Consider the following 19,373-nt stretch of genomic DNA (forward strand, 5'->3'; position numbering starts at 1 on the left):
AAAATCATTTTGTGTAGTGATTTTGCAGCATCTTTTATGCTTGTGAGAAGCTTTTCCGGTATGCCGCCGGGCTGTAGCTTAAGGTTTTTTTGAAAACAGAACAGAAATAATTGCTGGAAGAAAAGCCAAGCTGGTAAGCGATGTCCGTGATGGAGGCATCGGTGGTCTTTAGGAGCATCTGGGCCCGGTCCATTTTCTGGAGGGTAATGTATTCGGCTGGTGTAATTCCCAGTTCTTCCTTAAATTTTGTTTTAAAACGGGAAAGGGAATAATTGGAAACCTCTGCCAGCTCCTGGAGTGTGATAGGGTTTTCAATATTCTGCTCAATGTATTTCAGTGCCTGGCTAATGTCGTTATTCAGCTGCTCGTTGCTCTGCGCCTGTTCCGGGACAGCAGTGAGGTAATTCAGACTTGCAAGTACGCAGGTCAGATACTGGACGCCAGCAATAGAGTCATCTGAGGTTCCGTAGGAGATCAGGTTAAAAGCCGTCCGCAGCATGGAAGTCTGGGAACTGCCAACGTGATACAGATGCTTATCCATATTCAGAAGGCGGTGGCAGAGAATGTTGCTGTAATGCTGGTTTAGCCCAAGAAAATTATCGTGCTCCTTCAGATCCAGCTGCATGGCAAAAAATTCGCAGCGGTTCTGGGCGATAGGGCCTGTGGTATGAAGCTCGTAAGGCCGGGTAATGAAAAGGTTATTTCCTGTGGCGCAGTAGCAGGTGCGGACACCACCCTTCATAATGTAAGTCTTACGCTGGCCCTTTACCATGAAATGAAGCTCGATGATATCGGAGTGATAATGCAGTGGGACGGGAACGCCGGGAGCCATAGGGGTAAAGTGGGAAAGATTCTTCAGTCCTGGGATTTTATGCTTGTCTGCGGTCAGTATTTTCTTGTGTTCATTCCATATATAATCGTCAAATATTTCCTGTTCCATTCAAGTTGCCTCTTCTTATGTCATGTAGCTAAAAGACTGGTATGTCGCGGGTTTATAGTTGTGGGGATAGTTGTTATGGTTCACTCCGTGACCAGTAACGGATAGTCCACAATGCTATGATATTTTGTACTTGTTTTCGTACAAAGTTATAAAATAGTACTAAATATTTTGCTGAAAGCAATTTTAAATTATTTATATTATACTATAGTTACAGTTGAAAAGCAATTGCATGGTTGCTGTGCTGTGGATAACACCGGGCATAGCGGTAAGTTCTCGGTCACCGCGGGACTGGGAATGTGCAGCAGTTCACTCTACAAGGAGTGACTGTAATAAGTAACGACATCGAAGAGGGAGAAGAGCATGAAAAAAACAATTGCAGGCGGCGTATGGCCGGTTATGATTACACCTTTTACAGAGGACAACAAGATCGACTATGATGCAGTCCTTCGAATCATTGAGTGGTATGACAAGAACGGTGTTGACGGAATCTTCGCAGTATGCCAGTCCAGTGAAATGTTTGAACTGAGCCCACAGGAGAGAGTGGAGCTTGCAAAATTTATTATCAACAATACACCAAAGCACATGGGAGTAATCGCTTCCGGACATTGCGCAGAGAAAGCAGAGGATCAGATCCGTGAGGCGCAGACTGTGATTGATGCTGGTGTAGATGCATATGTTTTCATTTCCAACCAGTTTGCAAAAGAGGACGAGAGCGAAGATGTAGCTAAGAAAAACATTGAGTATCTTCTGGATCACATTGATGGAGATATGTTCGGTGTTTATGAGTGCCCGGCACCATACAAGAGACTTCTTTCACCAGAGCTTCTGAAATGGTGTGCAGAGACTGAGAAATTTGCATTCCTGAAGGATACCTGCTGTGACCTGGATCAGCTGGAAGCAAAATGCAAGGCTGTTGAGGGTACTGGATTAAAGATCTTTAATGCAAATGCAGCAACACTTCTGAGAAGTATGGAAATGGGCTGTGCAGGATATTCAGGAGTTATGGCAAACTTCCATCCGGATCTTTATGTATGGCTTTGCAAAAACTACAAAGAGCAGCCGGAGAAAGCACAGGAGCTTATGAACTTCCTTGGAGCAGCCTCCATGGTTGAGTGCCAGGTATATCCGGTAAACAGCAAATACCATATGAACCTGGTTGGCGTGCCGATGACACTTCAGTCAAGAAGACAGGATTATAAGCTTCTTACAGGAAGCAAGAAATTGGAGATCGAAGAGTTCTGTGCGATCACAGAGACCTTCCGTAAGAGCTTTTTTGGAAAGTAATCAGAGATAATTGCCGGAACGGTGGGGACCGTGAGGCATATGCGAAAGGTATTTCTTAAGATTTGTAATTGGGGTTACAAATATACGTGAAAAAAAGGGAAACAAAAACACATAGTGTGTAAAAACCAGGAGGATGAGAGAATGAAAAAAAGATTAATGGCAGCAGTATTATCAACAGCTATGGCAGCAACAATGCTGTTAACAGGAAGCATCAGTGTACAGGCAGCAGATGCTGCTGCAGCAAATGACCCGGCAGTAGAGCTGATCTTTACATCAGTATCTGTAAGCGGTGACTCCCATACAGAGGCTATGTATGAGTTTGCAGATAAAGTAGAGGAATTATCCGGTGGTTCCGTAACATGTAAATGCTACGACAACGGTTCTCTGTTCTCTTCCGAGAACGAGTTTGATGCTCTTCTTAACGGAGATGCAGATCTGGCATATATTTCCTTCCCGACAATTGCAACACAGATTCCATCCTACAGCATGTTTGCTTCCGGATATCTGTTCAGCTCCTATGAGCATATGACAAGCGTTCTCAACGGTGACATCGGACTTAACAAGATCCGTCCACAGATTGAAGAGACACTGAACATCAAACCTCTTTCCAGCTTCTATCTTGGAAGCCGTGTAATCAACACAAGAGAGAAAGAAATCAACAGCTACGATGACATGAACGGATTACTTCTCCGTATGCCGAACTCCGAAGCATGGCTGTTCCTTGGTGAGGCACTTGGTGCAAACCCGACACCACTTTCCTTCAGTGAGCTGTATACTGCACTTCAGACTGGCGCTGTAGATGCACAGGATAACCCGCTTCCAAGTATCGAGAGTGCAAAATTCTATGAAGTAACAAAATACATCGCAATCACAAACCACGTTGTTGATTCCATTATGCCATGTATCAACGGTGACACATGGAACAGCATGACAGAGGCTCAGCAGGAAGCTGTTACTGAGGCTATGGAATATGCAAGAGACGTAAACGATACAACAAGACTTGACAGAGAAGCTGAGCTGATCAAATTCTTCGAGGAGCAGGGACTTACTGTTACATATCCTGACATCAACGAGTTTAAAGAAAAAGTTCAGGCTAAGTACATGGAAAACGAAGATATGATCAAAGACTGGGATATGGATCTTTACAACGAAATCCAGGCTATGGCTGACACAACAACCGCAGAAGAGTGAACTGAATTGTTGTGACAACAGGCAGGACATAGTGATTCGCTATGGCTGACAGCAAAATTTGAGACATCTGTCTGACTTATAACAAAGAAAAGTCCCAGGCTGTGTGTACGGCCTGGGCTTTTTAACAAAAAACAGATTTTTTGGTTGTCTGCACAGTTGATACATTTTGCAGTAGTGGCTGCAAATGGGAACAAACCGATGGCAGAAAAGTAAATCTGAGAGGAGAGGAAACTGTGGATAATTTCAAAAAGATCGGGAAAAAAATCGTCGATTTCCTTGGCGTTTTTATTCCAAACATTACGTTTTTGGTAATTTTCCTTACCTTTATGGTAACGATCGTATCCAGATATTTTTTCAAAACCCCTGTAACATGGAGTTATGAGGTATCTGTTCTGGGTTATATGTGGACCATGTTCTTCGGCGTTGGTAAGGCAATGGAGGCTGATGAACACGTAGTATTTGGTCTGGTTTACGATGCTGTAAAGCCCCGTACCCAGTTTATTTTTAAAGTAGTTTATAATACATTTCTTTTAATCCTGCTGGTAATCTGTTTTGTACCGTGTTTCCAGTCCATGGTTGGAAAGAAAATGGTGACAGGAGTTCTGAAGCTTCCATATACAGTTGTTTTTGCACCATTTATGTATATGCTGGCTGAGATCATCGTCAGAACCTGTATTAATATCAGAAATGCATTTAAAGAATACAAGGAAGGAGGAAAAGAATCATGAGTATGCCGATTATTATGCTGTTCGTGGTTATGGCTATCTGCTTCATAATCCGTATGCCTGTTTCTTTCTCCATGCTTGCAGCTTCTATTACATATTTTCTGCTTGCAGCTCCGGACAAACTGGGCCAGGTATTTACCGTAATCACTGGTAACATGTTTGCAAACTATACCATGCTTGCGGCTCCGCTGTTTATTTTTATGGCAAATGTGCTGAATGAAGGAGAGGTAACTGATAAGCTGTTCTCTTTCTGTAATGGTCTTCTTGGAAGATTAAAAGGTGGTACAGCACAGGTTAACGTATTTATTTCCCTTATTTTCTCCGGTATGACCGGTTCTGCTATTGCAGATGCTTCCGGTATTGGTCTGATGGAGATCGACCAGATGAAAAAAGAGGGCTACGATGCAGAGTTCAGCTGTGCCATCACAGCCGCTTCCGCAACTGTAGGACCGATTTTCCCACCAAGTATTCCAATGGTTATTTACGCCATGTTATCTGGCGCTTCCATTGGTAAGCTGTTCATGGGTGGTATGGTTCCTGGCGTTTTACTTGCCATTCTTCTTATGATCTATGTTGCGTTTATTTCTCATAAGAGAAATTATCCGGCTGGCGTGGTCATGAGCAAGAGAGAGTTCCTGAAGGCTACATTGCAGGCTCTTCCGGCACTGTTTACAGTTGTGATCCTTCTTGGCGGAATTTATTCCGGTATCTGTACTCCTACAGAGGCTGGAGCTGTTGCTTCTGCATATGCACTGATCATCTCTGCGCTGATTTACAAAACATTGGGATGGAAAAAGCTTTGGGGCATCATCAAGAAATCCGCTGCAAACACAGCTACACTGGCTCTTCTTTGCGGAACCTCCATGCTGTTTTCTTACATCATCTCTCTGGAGCAGGTTCCGAGAGTTGTTGCAGGCCTGGTTATGGGAATCACAGATAACAAGTACATTTTCCTGTTTATCGTAAACATCGTATTCCTGCTTCTTGGCTGTGTACTTGATGTAAGTACGATCCAGCTGGTATTCGTACCAATGGTTCTTCCGCTGGTACAGGCTATGGGTATTGACCTTGTTCATTTCGGCGTTGTAATCTGCCTGAACATGATGATCGGTCTTTCCACACCGCCATTTGGTATGCTGCTGTTTATTGTTTCGGGACTTGGAAAAACGAAGATCAAGGGTGTCATACGGGAGATTTTGCCGATGGTACTTATTATGATCGGGCTGTTGTTCCTGGTTACTTATGTACCGGATATTATTATGTTTATACCTAACAACTTCATGTAAAATATGAACTTGGGTAGTTGGAAAAGGGACTGTTTTGCAGTCCCTTTTGTTGTATCGGGAGGCGCGGTTACCCGGACGCACTTTCGCAGCGGGATACAACAAAAGGGACGATGCTGGTGTGGGTGAGATGGGGAATTTGGAGCAGTAATGTAATGTGGGACTATAAGAGGAGGATATGGAGATGGGCACATTAGATGAGGTAAAGGGATTGCTTAAGAATCCGCCCAAGGAGTATCGGAGTGCTCCTTTCTGGGGATGGAATGACAAATTGCAAAAGGAAAATCTGGGAGAACAGATTGAAGGATTTAAAAGAGCTGGAATGGGTGGATTTTTTATTCATTCCCGTGAGGGGCTGGAGACGGAGTATCTTTCCACAGAGTGGATGGAGGATGTGAAGTTCTGTGTGGATAAGGCCCGGGAAAATGACCTGGAGCTGTGGATATATGATGAGGATAAGTGGCCGTCAGGGGCTGCGGGAGGTATGGTCAGCCGGGAAAATCCGGCAGAGTTTACAGCAAGGGCGCTGACGATGGAGTGCGGGAAGGCTGGGAAACTGGTGGTACCGACGAAGCTTAGTACCGGGGAAAAAAAGACAACTGCTGGTGAAGACCAGGCTGTTGAACAAAATATGGAGACAGAGTTTCTTCAGGGCATCTATGTGATCCAGACCAAGGCAGATGGCAGATTTATTAAAAGGATGAAAGAATATCCTACTTATGAAGAGGCTGTCGGGGCTTGCGGTGAGGATGAGGAGATTCTGATCCTGCGACAGGAGATTTCCGGGAAGAGTGAGTGGTATAACGGGTTAATGCCGCCGGATAATCTGAATCCAGAGAGTGTAAAGACATTTTTGAAATTGACACATGAGCATTATGAAGAGGTTTTGGGCGGTTCTTTTCCAAAAGAGGTGAAAGGCTTTTTTACAGATGAGCCTAACTGCTGTGACTTCTTCAGCGTGTTCCATGAGGGCAGGCCATGGATTCCGTGGAGCATTGGATTTACGGAGTATTTCATTGGGAAAAGGGGATACGATCCACAGGAGAAGCTGCCTTACCTGTTTTTTGATGGAGAGGGAGCGGCAAAAATCCGTCACGATTATTGGAAGACCGTGGCCCAGCGATTTGAAGAGAGCTATATGAAGCAGGTTTATGAGTGGTGTGATAAAAGAGGACTTCGTACCACAGGACATATTTTGTATGAGAACGACCTGGGCTATCAAACCCGTGTGTGCGGCGCTGCCATGCCACAGCTTCGTTATTTGCATAATCCAGGAATTGACCTTCTTGGCGCACAGACGGATGAATACCTGACTGTGAAGCAGTGTGCAAGTGTGGCGCATCAGTATGACCGCTCCATGACCATCAGTGAGGCTTATGGCTGCACTGGCTGGGAGCTGGATTTTTCCACCCAGAAATGGCTGGGAGACTGGCAGTTCGCCCTTGGAATTACAAGACGTTGTCAGCACCTTGCACTGTATTCTATTACTGGATGCAGGAAGCGGGACTATCCACCGGTTTTCAACTATCAGAATACCTGGTGGGAAGATAATGATAAAATGGAGAATTATTTTGGCCGTCTGGCGCTGTGCCTTTCCCAGGGAGAGCCGGTGCGGAAGGTGTTGATGATCCATCCGATCTCCAGCATCTGGACTGAGTGCCGCAGTGACCGCGAGGAGGACTTCAACCATCTGGAAATGAACATGGGATGGATGGATGAGCATATTACTTCTTTGAACCGGAAAGGTGAGTATTATAACCGGATCGCAAAAGCGCTGACTGCGGGGCATGTGGATTTTGACTTTGGCGACGAGATTCTGCTGGAGCAGGATGGAAAAGTTGAGAATGGAAAGTTTGTGGCTGGAACGTGCAGTTATCAGGTAGTCGTGGTTCCGGGAGTGAAGAATCTGTTTGCAAATACGGTGAAGCTGCTGAAGGAGTTTCTTGCAGCTGGCGGAACAGTGATCTGGCTGAAGCCTTATCCGGTGATGGTTGAGGGGGAGAAGATCGGCAGGAAGCAGGTTCGCGATGATAAAGAGCTGGATAAAAAACCTGACAGTGAAGGTGTAAATGAGGAGAAAGCAGACTGCAAAAAAGTGTGTGAAAAATATGGCGATATCCGGGATATTTTGGGAGAGGAAGCCTTTGTTCATACAGTTGAGCATGAATGGGAGCTGACAGAAGCTGTGGCGAAATGTACCGGAAAAGATTTCACCGTGCGAAACGCCAGCGGCGCAGAAGATGGGGAGATTCTTTCCATGCTGAGAAAGACAGAAGATGGACATATTCTTTTCCTGACAAATCACGATCGGAACAATGCACATCAGGTTTACATAAAACTTGACTGCGGGAACGCTGTGGAAGAGCTTGACCCACTGACCGGAGAAGTTTGTGAGGTGGAAACTGTTGCAGATGGAGAGGGCGTTTGCTTTACCAGGACATTCGAGACGGGGATGAGCCGAATTTATTTTGTGAAGAAAGGGTCTTCTGGGGGAAAGGTAAGTGGATGTGGAATGACAGCTGCCACTTTTCCATACCGTCATCCGCATTATACAGATCCGGTGCTGGCAACCTTTGGCCCGGACGCGAAATTCAGAAGAACCATGGAGAATGTGCTGACCATAGATAGATGTACTTATGAGTTGGGCGAGAAGGCTGGTACAGGCGAGTCTGCGGAGATGGAAATCTGGCAGGCGCAGCGGGAAATTCGTGAAAAGCTTGCCATGCAGCAGGTTTATTACAACGGCGCACCCCAGCGATATACCTGGGTAGACCAGCCGCACCCGGCAGATGGAACACCTTTTGCTATGCATTTTAGATTTAACGTATTGGAGGAGATTTCGGGCGAGTGCAGCTTCGTAATTGAGAAGCCTTATGGATTGGAAGTCTGCTTTGATGGAAAAAAATGTGAGTTGACTGACAGATGGTTTATTGACAAAGACATGCGTTGCTTTGGCCTTCCCTCTTTAAGCAGGGGAGTTCACCAGATTACCATAAAGGGAAGCTACGACCAGAAACGGGAACTGGAGGATGTGTTTGTGACTGGCAATTTTGCTGTAGACATGTCTGGTAATATTTTTCAGGAAAAAGAAATCCTGCATACAGGCGATTGGTGCATGCAAGGTTATGTAAACTATCCGGGAGGAATGATTTATCAGTACAAGGTACCGAGGCTGATCTCCCATAAGCAGGTTCTCCTTCATCTGGGAGAATGGTGCGGCACGCTTCTGAAGGTGAGAGTAAATGGCAAGGAAACCAGCTCCCATTTTGAAAAGAAAAATTGCGTCACAGACGTAATGGGTCTATTTGAGAAAGAGGAAAACACTCTGGAAATCGAAATCACCGGCAGCCCAAGAAACATGTTCGGTCCTTTTCACCAGTCCTATACCGGCTGCAGCCGGATCAGCTGGGCTGATTTTCGCACCGAGGGAATGTTCCATACGGATGGGAAGGTGCTGAAGCCTTACGGTATGATGGGGCAGAGTTATATTTGTGAGTATGAAGAACAGTAAAAAAATGAACAGGAGGATTTATCATGATTGCAGATTATGCAGACAAACTGAATTCCTACGAGGAGTTCAAAGACTATGCTGACATGGTGCAGCAATTCATTAAAAGACAGAAAGAGGAGAATCTTCCAGAAGGCAGATACGATCTGGAAAATGGCATTTTTGCTTTGGTGCAGAAATATACCACCAAGCCATTGGAAGGCGCACAGATGGAATCCCATAAGAAATACTGCGACCTTCAGTACATTGTAGAAGGCACTGAAAAAATCTACTGGGCATCTCTTCGCAAGCTTACCGTAGAGGATGACCGCACCCCGGAAGCTGACATTATTTTCTATAAAAGTGGTCCGGAGCAGGGGTACACTCTTCTGGAGGCTAGCATGTTCGGCTTCTACGCTCCTGAAGATGGGCATATGCCTTGCATCGCCGTAACCGATCCGCAGCCAGCAACGAAAATTGTGTTTAAGATTCCTGTAAAAGGCTGAAAATCTGGGTATAATATATTAAAATTGAAATATGACGGGAATCCCCTTAAATAGGCAAAGATGAAATTCTAAAATCTATTTAAGGGGATTTTATTGCACATAAACAGAAAACGAATCACATAATAAGAACAAAAAGTGAATAATCATTGACTCGATTGACTAAACTATAATGGAATGCTATGATAATGATATGGGCAGAATGGAGGGATGACATGGATAATTCAATTGTACGATTAACTGGAATAAAGTTAAAGAATTTTAAAAATGTTAAATATGGAGAATTGGATTTTCTTAATCACAGGAAGAGTTACAAATCCAGCATTTTAGGTTTATATGGGCAAAATGGATCCGGTAAAACTGCATTGATCGAGGCGTTGCAAATATTAAAGAGTCTTCTTTGTGGGGAAGCAGTTCCGGAATGCTTTGGGGATTGTATTAATGTAGAAGCAGAACATGCGGAATTACAGTTTACGTTTGATGTGTTTGTTCCTTCTGTTAAAGGAAAGTATCAGGTTTATTATGAATTTAAGATGAAAAAAGAGAAAATTGAGGATGTATATAACTGGGGCGATAAAAAGAGTAATGAGCAGAAAAGCAGCTTAATTATATATGATGAAATTCTAAGCTATTCTTACGAGGATAAAATAAAAAAGATAAGAAAAGCGCCGTTGATAGATACTTGCACAGAGTCTGTTTTTGTGCCTGTTTCCAAATATGAGTGTCTTATTGGGAAAAACAAAGATGTAATGATGGATTTGCTTGTTGCAAAAAGAATGGCATATAAAACATCCAGATCTTTTATTTTTTCAATAGAATTACTGAAGGCCAATAGAAATCGAAAAGTTGCGTTGGAAAAGGAAAAGGGTGAAATAGACCTTGAGTTTGCACGGCATGGAATGGTATTGATGCGATTGGCAATATATGGAACATCTGAACTGTTTGTGATCAATACTTCAAGTTCAGGGTTGATTAGTTTGAATTCGCTTCCTTTAGAATTTGCATATGATGAAGATGATAATGTAGTTATCGGACATTTAGAACTTCGATTAGATAAGCCGACGGTTATTTCCAGTGAAGAAATGGAAGTGGTTTATAAAATAATTAACAACATGAACATTGTCCTGCAGCAGATTGTTCCAGGCCTTACTATCAGCTTAAAAGATCTGGGGACTCAGGTCATGGATGACGGAAAGATAGGAAACCGGGTTCAGCTGATGTCCCATAAAAACAGCAAAGAAATACCGTTGAAAAACGAATCCGATGGCATTAAGAAAATTATTTCCATCCTTCAATTGCTGATCGTTGTGTATAATAATCTCTCAATCACAGTAGCAATTGATGAATTAGATTCTGGCATTTTCGAGTACCTTCTCGGAGAGATTCTAAGAATAATTTCTGAAAAAGGAAAAGGGCAGTTGATTTTCACATCCCATAATCTGCGCCCACTGGAGACTATTGACAGAGGATTTATTGCATTTACGACAACGAATCCGGAGAAGCGCTATATTAGAATGTCAAAAGTGAAGGATAACAATAATCTTCGAGATTTTTACTTCAGGGATATTGTTCTGGGAGAACAGAACGAGGAACTTTATGAGCCTACTAACAATGCAGAAATTGCATTTGCATTCAGAGAGGCTGGTGAAGTAAGTGGCACGTAAAAAAATCATATATGTAATCGTAGAAGGTCCGTCTGATGATGAGGCTCTGGGCGTTATTTTAAACCGATTGTATGATAAGAATGCTGTATATGTGGAAATTACTCATGGTGATATTACTTCAAGAAATGGCGTTACCGCGGGAAATATTGCATCCAAAATTGGAGATATGATACGTGGGTATGCAAATGCAAACCATTATAAAGCTGGTGATTTTCAAGAAGTGGTACATCTTATTGACATGGATGGAGCATTTATTCCGAATTCATTGGTAGTACAGGATGAAAACGCGGTGAAACCTTTTTATACAGAAAATGAAATTAAATCAGTACAGCCAGACCAGATCCTTTTGCGAAATGCAAGAAAAAGTGAAAATATAAATCGCATTTGCCTGATGGGAAAAGTATGGGGATCGGTTCCTTATCGAGCTTATTATATGTCTGCAAATCTGGATCATGTACTGTATGCTAAATTAAACAGTACGGATAAAGATAAGGAAAATGATGCATTTTTATTTGCAAAAAGATATAAAGACCGTTTGGATGAATTTCTTCAGTTTATAGCAGATTCGGAATTTTCTGTAGTTGGGGATTTCAAGGAATCCTGGGAGTTTATAAAAGAGGGAAAGCATTCTTTGGAGCGGTATACGAATCTGGGGATTTGTTTTAAAGAAATAAGAGATGAGAGAATGGCCAATTCTTGTGATACAGATTGACAAGCTCTTAATAAAGCGTATACTATAGCGTGTTAAGACACATAGTAGGAGGAAAGAGCTATGAAAAACAACAATAGTATCAAAACCGTAGTTGCCATTGGTATCGGTGCCGCATTGTTCTTTGTGCTGGGACGTTTTGTGGCAATCCCAAGCCCGGTTCCGAACACAAACATCAGTCTTCAGTATGCAGTGCTTGGACTTCTTGCAGCAATGTATGGTCCGGTTGCAGGCTGTCTGATCGGTTTTATCGGACATACCCTGATTGACCTGTCCTGGGGTGGAAGCCCATGGTGGAGCTGGGTTATTGCATCTGCAGTTGTAGGTATTGTAGTAGGTCTGTTTGCGAAGAAGCTTCAGGTTCAGGAAGGTGATTTCGGCAAAGGAAAGGTTGTTATCTTCACAATCGCCAATGTGATCGCGCATGCACTTAGCTGGATCCTGGTTGCTCCTGCACTTGATATTCTGATCTATGCTGAGCCTGTGAATAAGGTATTTGCCCAGGGCGCATTCGCAGCAATATCCAATGCAATTACAGGTATTGTAGTTGGTGGACTTCTGATTCTGGCATATACCAAGACAATTGCCAAGAAAGGTTCTCTTGATCAGGAATAATTCCGAAAAGAAATAGGAAAAAAGCCTTGTTGAGGTTTATATTTATAATCAGTCTGAATTATGAATATGAGCCTGCAGCGGGGCTTTTTCCTGTTTCCGGTGAAATCTTATTGTAGATTCAGGGAATTCGTGTTATCCTGTTGAAATGGTATGAGAGACAAAGTTACAAATCTGATTTTAGAGGTATTATATGACTGAGAAAAAATCTCCTATAATTTCTTTTAAGAATTTTTCTTTTCAGTACCGGGCACAGAAAAAGCCTACGCTGAAAGAAATTAATCTGGATATTTACCCAGGCGAACGGGTTTTGATCGCAGGACCCTCAGGCTGTGGAAAAAGCACTCTGGCCGGCTGCATCAATGGTCTGAATCCTTTTTCCAATCCGGGAGAATTTACCGGAGAACTGATCGTGGATGGTGTTGATGCGCAAAGGAGCAGTATTTTTCAGCTTTCTGCACATGTGGGAACTGTGCTTCAGGACCCGGATGGTCAGTTTATCGGGCTGACAGTTGGCGAGGATATTGCCTTTGCATTGGAGAACAGCTGCATGCCGCAGGATGAAATGCATGAGATCACCCGTCATGCAGCAGAACTGGTCGGAATTCAGGATCATCTGGATTTTGCACCCCACGAACTTTCGGGAGGACAGAAGCAGCGTGTCAGCCTGGCTGGTGTAATGGTAGATCAGGTGAAAATCCTGTTGTTTGATGAGCCATTGGCCAATCTGGATCCGGCTACAGGTAAGCAGACTATTGAGCTGATCGACGAGATTCAGGAAAAAACAGATACTACGGTGGTGATCATCGAGCATCGTTTGGAGGATGTTTTGTGGCGCGATGTGGACCGTATTGTTCTTATGAGCGATGGAAAAATTCTGGCAGATCTTCACCCGGACGAGCTTTTGTCCACCAGACTTCTGGAAGAAAACGGAATCCGGGAGCCACTTTATCTTACTGCGCTGCGTTATGCAGGCGTGGAGCTGGTTTCGGCGAAGAAACCGGCACATGTTGGTTCTATTGTGATAGATGAGGCGGACCGGAAGAAAATGACAGACTGGTTCTGGTCCCGCCCCGCAGCAGAGGCTGAGAAAGAACATGAGCCGCTGCTTGAAGTTAGAAATCTTACCTTTGGTTATGAGAGAGGCAAGCAGACCTTACGGGATGTTTCTCTTACAATTCACAAGGGTGAAATGGTCAGCATTGTGGGGAAAAACGGTGCCGGAAAATCTACTTTTTCCAAACTGGTCTGCGGCTTTGAAACACCGGATCAGGGTGAAATTCTTTTCCAGGGGAAGGATCTCCTGCAGGAGAATATTCGCCACAGAGCAATGCATATAGGATATGTTATGCAGAATCCCAACCAGATGATTTCCAAAACTATGATTTTCGATGAGGTGGCACTTGGCCTTCGCAATATGGGAAAAAGCGAGGAAGAGATCCGGGAAAAAGTGGAGGAAACCTTGAAGGTTTGCGGACTTTTCCCATTTCGTAACTGGCCGGTTTCTGCGCTTAGCTTCGGGCAGAAGAAGCGTGTGACCATTGCCAGTGTGCTGGTGCAGGATCCGGAGCTGATTATTCTGGACGAGCCGACTGCCGGACAGGATTTTCGTCATTATACAGAGATCATGGAATTTCTTCGGGGGCTGAATGAAAAAGGGGTAACGGTTGTGATGATCACCCATGACATGCACCTGATGCTGGAGTATACACCGCGGGCACTGGTCTTTGCTGATGGCAGACTGATCGCGGACAGAAGTGCGGCAGCAGTGCTTTGTGATCCGGAGCTGATACACCAGGCTGCGTTGAAGGAGACCAGCCTTTTTACCCTGGCAAACCAGCTGGGAATCAGTCCTGCTGAAGAGTTTGTACAGCGTTTCATTGAGGAGGACAGGGAGGTGAGAAGTCATGGCCGCTAAGACGGTATTGAATTATCTGCCAAGGGAAAGTGTGATTCACAAACTGACCGGAACTACCAAGCTGGCCTTTTTCCTGCTTTTTACCTTTGCAAGTATGCTCACTTATAATACCTGGGTGTTGTTAGGGCTGTTTGCAGTGAGTCTGGCAGCATTTAAGCTGAGTAAGATCAAGTTTCGTGAAGTTCGGTTTATGATGATTTTCATGCTGGTATTTCTGGTGTTGAATAATTTGTTTATTTTTCTGTTTGACCCTAACCAGGGAACGACGCTGTATGGCACCAGACATGTGCTTTTCCACCTGTTCTGGCGGTATGATCTGACTGCAGAGCAGCTGTTTTATATGGTGAATATTTCTCTGAAATATTTTGTTGCGCTGCCGGTTGCAATCTTGTTTATTTCTGCAACGAACCCAAGTGAGTTTGCCGCCAGCCTGAACAGTATTGGAATTTCCTACAAAGTGGGTTATTCTGTGGCGATTGCGCTTCGTTATATTCCTGATATTCAGCGTGACTACCACAGCATCAGCCAGGCTCAGCAGGCAAGGGGCGTAGAGCTTGGAAAAAACGAGCACTTTTTTGCCCGGCTGAAGAATTCAGTGAATATTCTTTTGCCGCTGATCCTCACTAGCCTGAACCGGATCGATACCATTTCCAATGCAATGGAGCTGCGTGGGTTCGGAAAAGATAAAAAGAGAACCTGGTACATGAAGAGACCTTTTGAGAAAAGGGATTTCGTGGCAATTGGAGTTGGGGTACTGCTGCTGGCAGTCAGCCTGACGGTGACTATACGATGGGGAAGATTTTATAATCCGTTTGTGTGAGAAAAGGGAATATGATAAGAGAAATAGATGGCTGTGCGAGAGTTCGCATGGCCATTTTTTATGGCAAAATATGGGGCTTGTGTGTCGTAAAATGTCGAACGATTTTTGTTGAAAAGGTGAATATTTTATCTAATAATAATATAGAAACTTATCACCGTAGAAGGAACATTATGGTGTATCGGCTTGTTACTGTTTACAAATTATATTTTAGAGAATGGACTGAACCTGTAAAAAATTCATACAGGAAATGAATTGACAGCTCTGGAATATAATGATACAGTTATATTAACCAAATGGTTAACTTGAAGAAGTGCTATATTATTGAAAATAACATATGCTAATAGTAAAGTAGAGAAATATTTTACCGATTATAGAAAATTGCAAAAGAAGCTGCCTACTGAGTGGGTTAGAACCATAAAGAAACATATGGACAGACTTGAAGCTGCAGAACATTTTGGAGATTTTTTAGCGTTAGGGCTGGGGAAACCGGAACCTTTAACTGGTTATCCCAACATAAGGTATTCGCTACATGTGGCAGCAAATGTCCGGCTTATTTTGGAGCCAAACGCTACACAGGATACAGTTATGATCTGTACAGAAATAGAAGTGGAGGGAGTGAGTGATTACCATGGCAGTAAAGAAAATTGGTATATCCCGTGAATTGATAATACATCCCGGGGAAACAATTGCAGATGTTTTAGAAGATCGTGGAATTACACAGGCCGAATTAGCAGCCAGAACTGGGGTTTCAACTGCATATGTGAGCAATGTTATCGCAGGAAAAAAAGATATTTCTGCAAATTTTGCTTTTAGTTTAGAATATGCGTTGGGAGTTCCAAAATCCTTTTGGCTTAATTTGCAGGCTAATTACGATGCCGAATTGTTGGAGTTTAATAAAGAACAAAGCATTACAGAAGAAGAACGGAGTGCGAGAGAATCTTTAAAAGATATTGTGAAATATCTTCGCCAAAAAGGAAGACTTCCCATAGGTGAAAAAAAGGATGAATCAATATTATCTTTGCGAAAAGAATTACAGATTAGTAATCTTGCATGTTTAAAAGATATTGTGCCAAACGGGGCATTTAGAATGGCAAATAATGCAGTTGATCCATATGTGTTAGGTGCTTGGATCATAATGTGTCAAAATACAGCAGACAGCCAGAGAATTTATCCTCAATTCGATGTTTTACAAATCAATCAGCTGATAAATGAGATTAAAAGCATCATGCGAAATCCAAACGCAAATATCCAAAAAGAATTAAAGGAAACAATGGCTTGTTATGGCATTGACTTTTCGGTTGTAAAAAATTTTCGGGGAGCTCCGGTTCAGGGCTATATAAAGCAAAAGAAAGATAAAACATATCAGATGGTGCTTACGATAAGAGGTGCATATGCAGATATATTCTGGTTTTCCTTATTCCATGAATTAGGTCATATTGTGAATGGAGATATCGGAAAGACGAATAAATTTGTGGATGATGGGTCTGATGAAGAGAAGGAAGCTGCTGCTGATTTATTTGCGAGAGATAAAATTATAGATAAAGATAAATACACAGAATTTGTTAATGGGCATGACTATAGTATTGAAGCGATTAAGAAATTTGCTGAATCACAAAAAGTAATGCCCTATATGGTGATTGGACGTTTGCAGAAAGAAAAGTATTTGGATTATAAATGCTTCAGCAGATATAAATTGAGGTATAAGTGGGCGGAGTAAGAAGTATAAACGTATATAACACATTCACAAAGGAGAAAACCATCATGAATTTAACCAATATTTTCGAATCCACCGATTTTGTCCACGCAAGTGGCACGAAGGAGGAACTGCAGGTTGCAGAGTTTCTGAAAGCGCAGTGTGAGGAACTGGGAGTACCTGCTCATCTGGAGGCTTTTCGGGTTGCTATGGGAGAGATTGAATCTGCGCATTTGTTTGCAAATGGGAAGGAAATCACCTGTAAGGCATTTAACTGCTGTGGCAGTGGCAGCGTAGAAGGAGAGCTTTACTATATGCCGGGAACTGATCCTGTTTCCATAGCAGGTGCAAAAGATAAGATTGTACTGATGGACACTCAGGGAGTTGGATTTTTTGTTTATCAGGACCTGATGAAAGCAGGAGCAAAGGGAATTATTTTCCAGTACGGAAATATGTATTATCCAAATACAGATATTGACCAGCGCGATCTGCGCGAGGCCGTTGTAGGTAAAGAACGGAAAGTTCTTTGCGCCATGATCCATTCCAGCCAGGCTGTGGAGCTGGTGAAAAATAAGGTGAAGAACATTCGTCTGGAGATTTCCCAGAAAGAGTACGACGGGGAGTCCCACAATGTAATTGCAGAGCTTCCGGGCAAACGGGACGAGTTTATTGTGCTTAGTGCCCATTACGATTCCACTTCTTTATCTCACGGCGCTTATGACAATATGAGTGGCTGCGCAGGCTTGCTTGGAATTATGGAACAGCTGAAGGGAAAAGAACTGAACTATGGTCTTCGTTTCGTATTCTGCGGAAGTGAAGAGAGAGGGCTTTTGGGCTCAAAGGCCTATGTGAATGAGCATAAAGAGGAACTGGACAAAATAGTGCTGAATATTAATCTGGATATGATTGGAACCTACATGGGTAAATTTATCTCCTGTGTTTCCGCAGAGGATAAGCTGGCACATTATATTTCTTACATGGCAGCAGAAATCGGTTTTCCAATTGAGGCAAAGACCGGAGTATATTCCAGTGATTCTACACCTTTTGCAGACAGTGGGGTTCCGGCTATCTCCTTTGCCAGGATTGCCAGCTCCAATGTGGCACCAATCCATTGCCGCTATGATGTGAAGGATGTTATGTCCATGGAGCAGCTTCAGTGGGATATTGATTTTCTGGTGAAGTTTACAGAACGTTTTGCAAATGCAGCAGTGTGTCCGGTTGCAAGGGAGATTCCGGAGAAAATCAAGAAAGAACTGGATGAGTATCTTGCAAGAAAAAGAAAAGAGCAGTAGGATGAATACAAGTGAAACCAGATGGGACAAACTCCTGAAGATCAAAACCTCTGGCCGGGATGATTCCCGGTCGGACCAGTACCGTTATCCTTACGAGCCGACGCCCTATTCCGTGTTGGAGCGCCTGGCAAACAGCGGATATATCCGCAAGAAGAATGTACTTCTGGATTACGGCTGCGGCAAAGGCAGAGTGGAGCTTTTTATGACGTATCAGACGCGCTGCCATGCCATTGGAATTGAATATGATGACAGGATTTTTGCAACTGCCTGCGAAAATAAAAAGAGTGGGATTTCCGGTGAGCGCACTACATTTTTACTGGAAAATGCGGAGAATTACCAGGTTCCCATTGAAGTGGACCGCGTCTTTTTCTTCAACCCGTTTTCCATTGAGATCCTCAGGAAAGTGATCGCCGCAGTAACTGCTTCTTGCTATGAGAACCCTCGGGAACTGCTGCTGTTTTTCTATTATCCCCAGAACGAATATATTTCCTATCTGATGACAGTGGATGAATTAATGTTCGTAGATGAAATCGACTGCCGCGACCTGTTCGATGGGGAAAATTCACGGGAGAGGATTGTGATTTTTGAGGTCAGTATTTAGGAAGGGAACAGCAGGGTTCCCCAAAGCAACAAAGGAGGCATCCTATGAGTTACATAACCACATACACGAGAAAACATTTTGATCCGGTGCATCCGGAAGCAGAGAAAATTGATATTCTGGACATTGCGCATGCGTTGCCCCTGATCTGTCGGGGAAATGGGCATGTGAGTTCTTTCTGGTCTGTCGGGGAGCATTGTATTTGCTGCGCGAAGGAGGCGCTGGGGCGAGGCTATTCCAAGCGTCAGGCATTGGCTTGCCTTTTGCACGATGCAAGTGAATGCTATATGTCAGATGTGCCACGTCCGCTGAAGCAGGAGATGCCACGGTACAGGGAAGTGGAAGACCAGCTTTTGCAGGTGATTTATGAGAAATTTTTGGGAAGCGGTCTGACAGACGAAGAAGGACGGCGATTGAAAGAAATTGATGATGACCTTCTTTGGTATGATTTAGAGGTTCTTCTGGAAGACAAACAGTCGGGGGAGGCTCCGAAACTGCATATTGAACTGGATTATACAGTGCGGCCGTTTGCAGAGGTGGAACAGGAATATCTGGAACTATTTAAAGAATTATATAATGAGCAGACAAGTTGATTAAACGCGCTCAAAGAAAATATAGTGACATGGCAGAATACAGAAAAAGGAGAAAACTATA

The 19,373-nt window shown here is 43.4% G+C and carries 17 protein-coding genes; 16 read left to right on the forward strand and 1 reads right to left on the reverse strand.

Features of this window, described 5'->3' with window-relative positions; translation table 11 throughout:
- Positions 1-34 precede the first annotated feature (34 nt).
- Complete coding sequence (locus tag LIQ05_RS08155; protein ID WP_226819829.1) at positions 35-940, reverse strand: AraC family transcriptional regulator; 906 nt, start codon at positions 938-940, stop codon at positions 35-37.
- A 360-nt stretch (positions 941-1,300) separates the two neighbouring features.
- Between LIQ05_RS08155 and LIQ05_RS08160 the strand changes: the two genes are divergently transcribed.
- The 16 genes from LIQ05_RS08160 to LIQ05_RS08235 all read left to right on the forward strand — a co-directional run bounded on the left by LIQ05_RS08160 (position 1,301) and on the right by LIQ05_RS08235 (position 19,312).
- Positions 1,301-2,224, forward strand: coding sequence for a dihydrodipicolinate synthase family protein (locus LIQ05_RS08160; RefSeq protein ID WP_226819830.1), 924 nt, complete (start codon positions 1,301-1,303; stop codon positions 2,222-2,224).
- 141 nt (positions 2,225-2,365) lie between these two features.
- Entirely contained in the window at positions 2,366-3,415 is a 1,050-nt protein-coding gene (locus LIQ05_RS08165; RefSeq protein WP_226819831.1) for a sialic acid TRAP transporter substrate-binding protein SiaP, read from the forward strand.
- 233 nt (positions 3,416-3,648) lie between these two features.
- Entirely contained in the window at positions 3,649-4,143 is a 495-nt protein-coding gene (locus LIQ05_RS08170) for a TRAP transporter small permease (RefSeq protein WP_173735351.1), read from the forward strand.
- Positions 4,140-5,426 carry a TRAP transporter large permease gene (locus tag LIQ05_RS08175; protein WP_195991940.1) on the forward strand — a complete coding sequence of 429 codons (1,287 nt, stop codon included), beginning with the start codon at positions 4,140-4,142 and terminating at the stop codon, positions 5,424-5,426. Before LIQ05_RS08170 ends, LIQ05_RS08175 begins: the two co-directional genes overlap by 4 nt.
- Before the next feature lie 181 nt (positions 5,427-5,607).
- Positions 5,608-8,934, forward strand: a complete 3,327-nt coding sequence (locus tag LIQ05_RS08180; protein WP_226819832.1) for a glycosyl hydrolase — start codon at positions 5,608-5,610, stop codon at positions 8,932-8,934.
- A 23-nt stretch (positions 8,935-8,957) separates the two neighbouring features.
- A complete protein-coding gene (locus tag LIQ05_RS08185; protein WP_226819833.1) occupies positions 8,958-9,416 on the forward strand; it encodes a YhcH/YjgK/YiaL family protein in 459 nt (152 codons plus the stop codon).
- A 212-nt stretch (positions 9,417-9,628) separates the two neighbouring features.
- Positions 9,629-11,077, forward strand: coding sequence for an AAA family ATPase (locus LIQ05_RS08190; RefSeq protein WP_226819834.1), 1,449 nt, complete (start codon positions 9,629-9,631; stop codon positions 11,075-11,077).
- Positions 11,067-11,789 (forward strand): hypothetical protein, encoded by a 723-nt coding sequence (locus tag LIQ05_RS08195; RefSeq protein WP_226819835.1) that lies wholly within the window; start codon positions 11,067-11,069, stop codon positions 11,787-11,789. Before LIQ05_RS08190 ends, LIQ05_RS08195 begins: the two co-directional genes overlap by 11 nt.
- Positions 11,790-11,849: 60 nt before the next feature.
- A complete protein-coding gene (locus LIQ05_RS08200; RefSeq protein ID WP_226819836.1) occupies positions 11,850-12,401 on the forward strand; it encodes an ECF-type riboflavin transporter substrate-binding protein in 552 nt (183 codons plus the stop codon).
- A 190-nt stretch (positions 12,402-12,591) separates the two neighbouring features.
- Positions 12,592-14,316 carry an ABC transporter ATP-binding protein gene (locus LIQ05_RS08205; RefSeq protein ID WP_226819837.1) on the forward strand — a complete coding sequence of 575 codons (1,725 nt, stop codon included), beginning with the start codon at positions 12,592-12,594 and terminating at the stop codon, positions 14,314-14,316.
- Positions 14,306-15,136 carry an energy-coupling factor transporter transmembrane component T family protein gene (locus LIQ05_RS08210; protein ID WP_226819838.1) on the forward strand — a complete coding sequence of 277 codons (831 nt, stop codon included), beginning with the start codon at positions 14,306-14,308 and terminating at the stop codon, positions 15,134-15,136. Before LIQ05_RS08205 ends, LIQ05_RS08210 begins: the two co-directional genes overlap by 11 nt.
- A gap of 321 nt (positions 15,137-15,457) precedes the next feature.
- The gene (locus LIQ05_RS08215; protein WP_226819839.1) at positions 15,458-15,796 is read left to right on the forward strand and encodes a type II toxin-antitoxin system RelE/ParE family toxin; all 339 of its coding nucleotides are present in this window, start codon (positions 15,458-15,460) and stop codon (positions 15,794-15,796) included.
- Positions 15,765-16,853 carry a HigA family addiction module antitoxin gene (locus LIQ05_RS08220; protein WP_226819840.1) on the forward strand — a complete coding sequence of 363 codons (1,089 nt, stop codon included), beginning with the start codon at positions 15,765-15,767 and terminating at the stop codon, positions 16,851-16,853. Before LIQ05_RS08215 ends, LIQ05_RS08220 begins: the two co-directional genes overlap by 32 nt.
- Positions 16,854-16,897: 44 nt before the next feature.
- The gene (locus LIQ05_RS08225; RefSeq protein ID WP_226819841.1) at positions 16,898-18,121 is read left to right on the forward strand and encodes a M28 family metallopeptidase; all 1,224 of its coding nucleotides are present in this window, start codon (positions 16,898-16,900) and stop codon (positions 18,119-18,121) included.
- 1 nt (position 18,122) lies between these two features.
- Complete coding sequence (locus tag LIQ05_RS08230; RefSeq protein ID WP_226819842.1) at positions 18,123-18,722, forward strand: class I SAM-dependent methyltransferase; 600 nt, start codon at positions 18,123-18,125, stop codon at positions 18,720-18,722.
- A gap of 44 nt (positions 18,723-18,766) precedes the next feature.
- Entirely contained in the window at positions 18,767-19,312 is a 546-nt protein-coding gene (locus tag LIQ05_RS08235) for a hypothetical protein (RefSeq protein ID WP_226819843.1), read from the forward strand.
- The last annotated feature ends 61 nt before the right edge of the window (positions 19,313-19,373 follow it).

The sequence above is a fragment of the Blautia glucerasea genome, assembly GCF_020537505.1.
Taxonomy (GTDB): Bacteria; Bacillota; Clostridia; order Lachnospirales; family Lachnospiraceae; genus Blautia_A.

Bases quoted from the DNA above. Each gene is read 5' to 3' on its own strand.
- LIQ05_RS08155 (WP_226819829.1), bottom strand. From the start codon at position 940: ATGGAACAGGAAATATTTGACGATTATATATGGAATGAACACAAGAAA.
- LIQ05_RS08160 (WP_226819830.1), top strand. From the start codon at position 1,301: ATGAAAAAAACAATTGCAGGCGGCGTATGGCCGGTTATGATTACACCT.
- LIQ05_RS08165 (WP_226819831.1), top strand. From the start codon at position 2,366: ATGAAAAAAAGATTAATGGCAGCAGTATTATCAACAGCTATGGCAGCA.
- LIQ05_RS08175 (WP_195991940.1), top strand. From the start codon at position 4,140: ATGAGTATGCCGATTATTATGCTGTTCGTGGTTATGGCTATCTGCTTC.
- LIQ05_RS08180 (WP_226819832.1), top strand. From the start codon at position 5,608: ATGGGCACATTAGATGAGGTAAAGGGATTGCTTAAGAATCCGCCCAAG.
- LIQ05_RS08185 (WP_226819833.1), top strand. From the start codon at position 8,958: ATGATTGCAGATTATGCAGACAAACTGAATTCCTACGAGGAGTTCAAA.
- LIQ05_RS08190 (WP_226819834.1), top strand. From the start codon at position 9,629: ATGGATAATTCAATTGTACGATTAACTGGAATAAAGTTAAAGAATTTT.
- LIQ05_RS08200 (WP_226819836.1), top strand. From the start codon at position 11,850: ATGAAAAACAACAATAGTATCAAAACCGTAGTTGCCATTGGTATCGGT.
- LIQ05_RS08205 (WP_226819837.1), top strand. From the start codon at position 12,592: ATGACTGAGAAAAAATCTCCTATAATTTCTTTTAAGAATTTTTCTTTT.
- LIQ05_RS08210 (WP_226819838.1), top strand. From the start codon at position 14,306: ATGGCCGCTAAGACGGTATTGAATTATCTGCCAAGGGAAAGTGTGATT.
- LIQ05_RS08220 (WP_226819840.1), top strand. From the start codon at position 15,765: ATGGCAGTAAAGAAAATTGGTATATCCCGTGAATTGATAATACATCCC.
- LIQ05_RS08225 (WP_226819841.1), top strand. From the start codon at position 16,898: ATGAATTTAACCAATATTTTCGAATCCACCGATTTTGTCCACGCAAGT.
- LIQ05_RS08230 (WP_226819842.1), top strand. From the start codon at position 18,123: ATGAATACAAGTGAAACCAGATGGGACAAACTCCTGAAGATCAAAACC.
- LIQ05_RS08235 (WP_226819843.1), top strand. From the start codon at position 18,767: ATGAGTTACATAACCACATACACGAGAAAACATTTTGATCCGGTGCAT.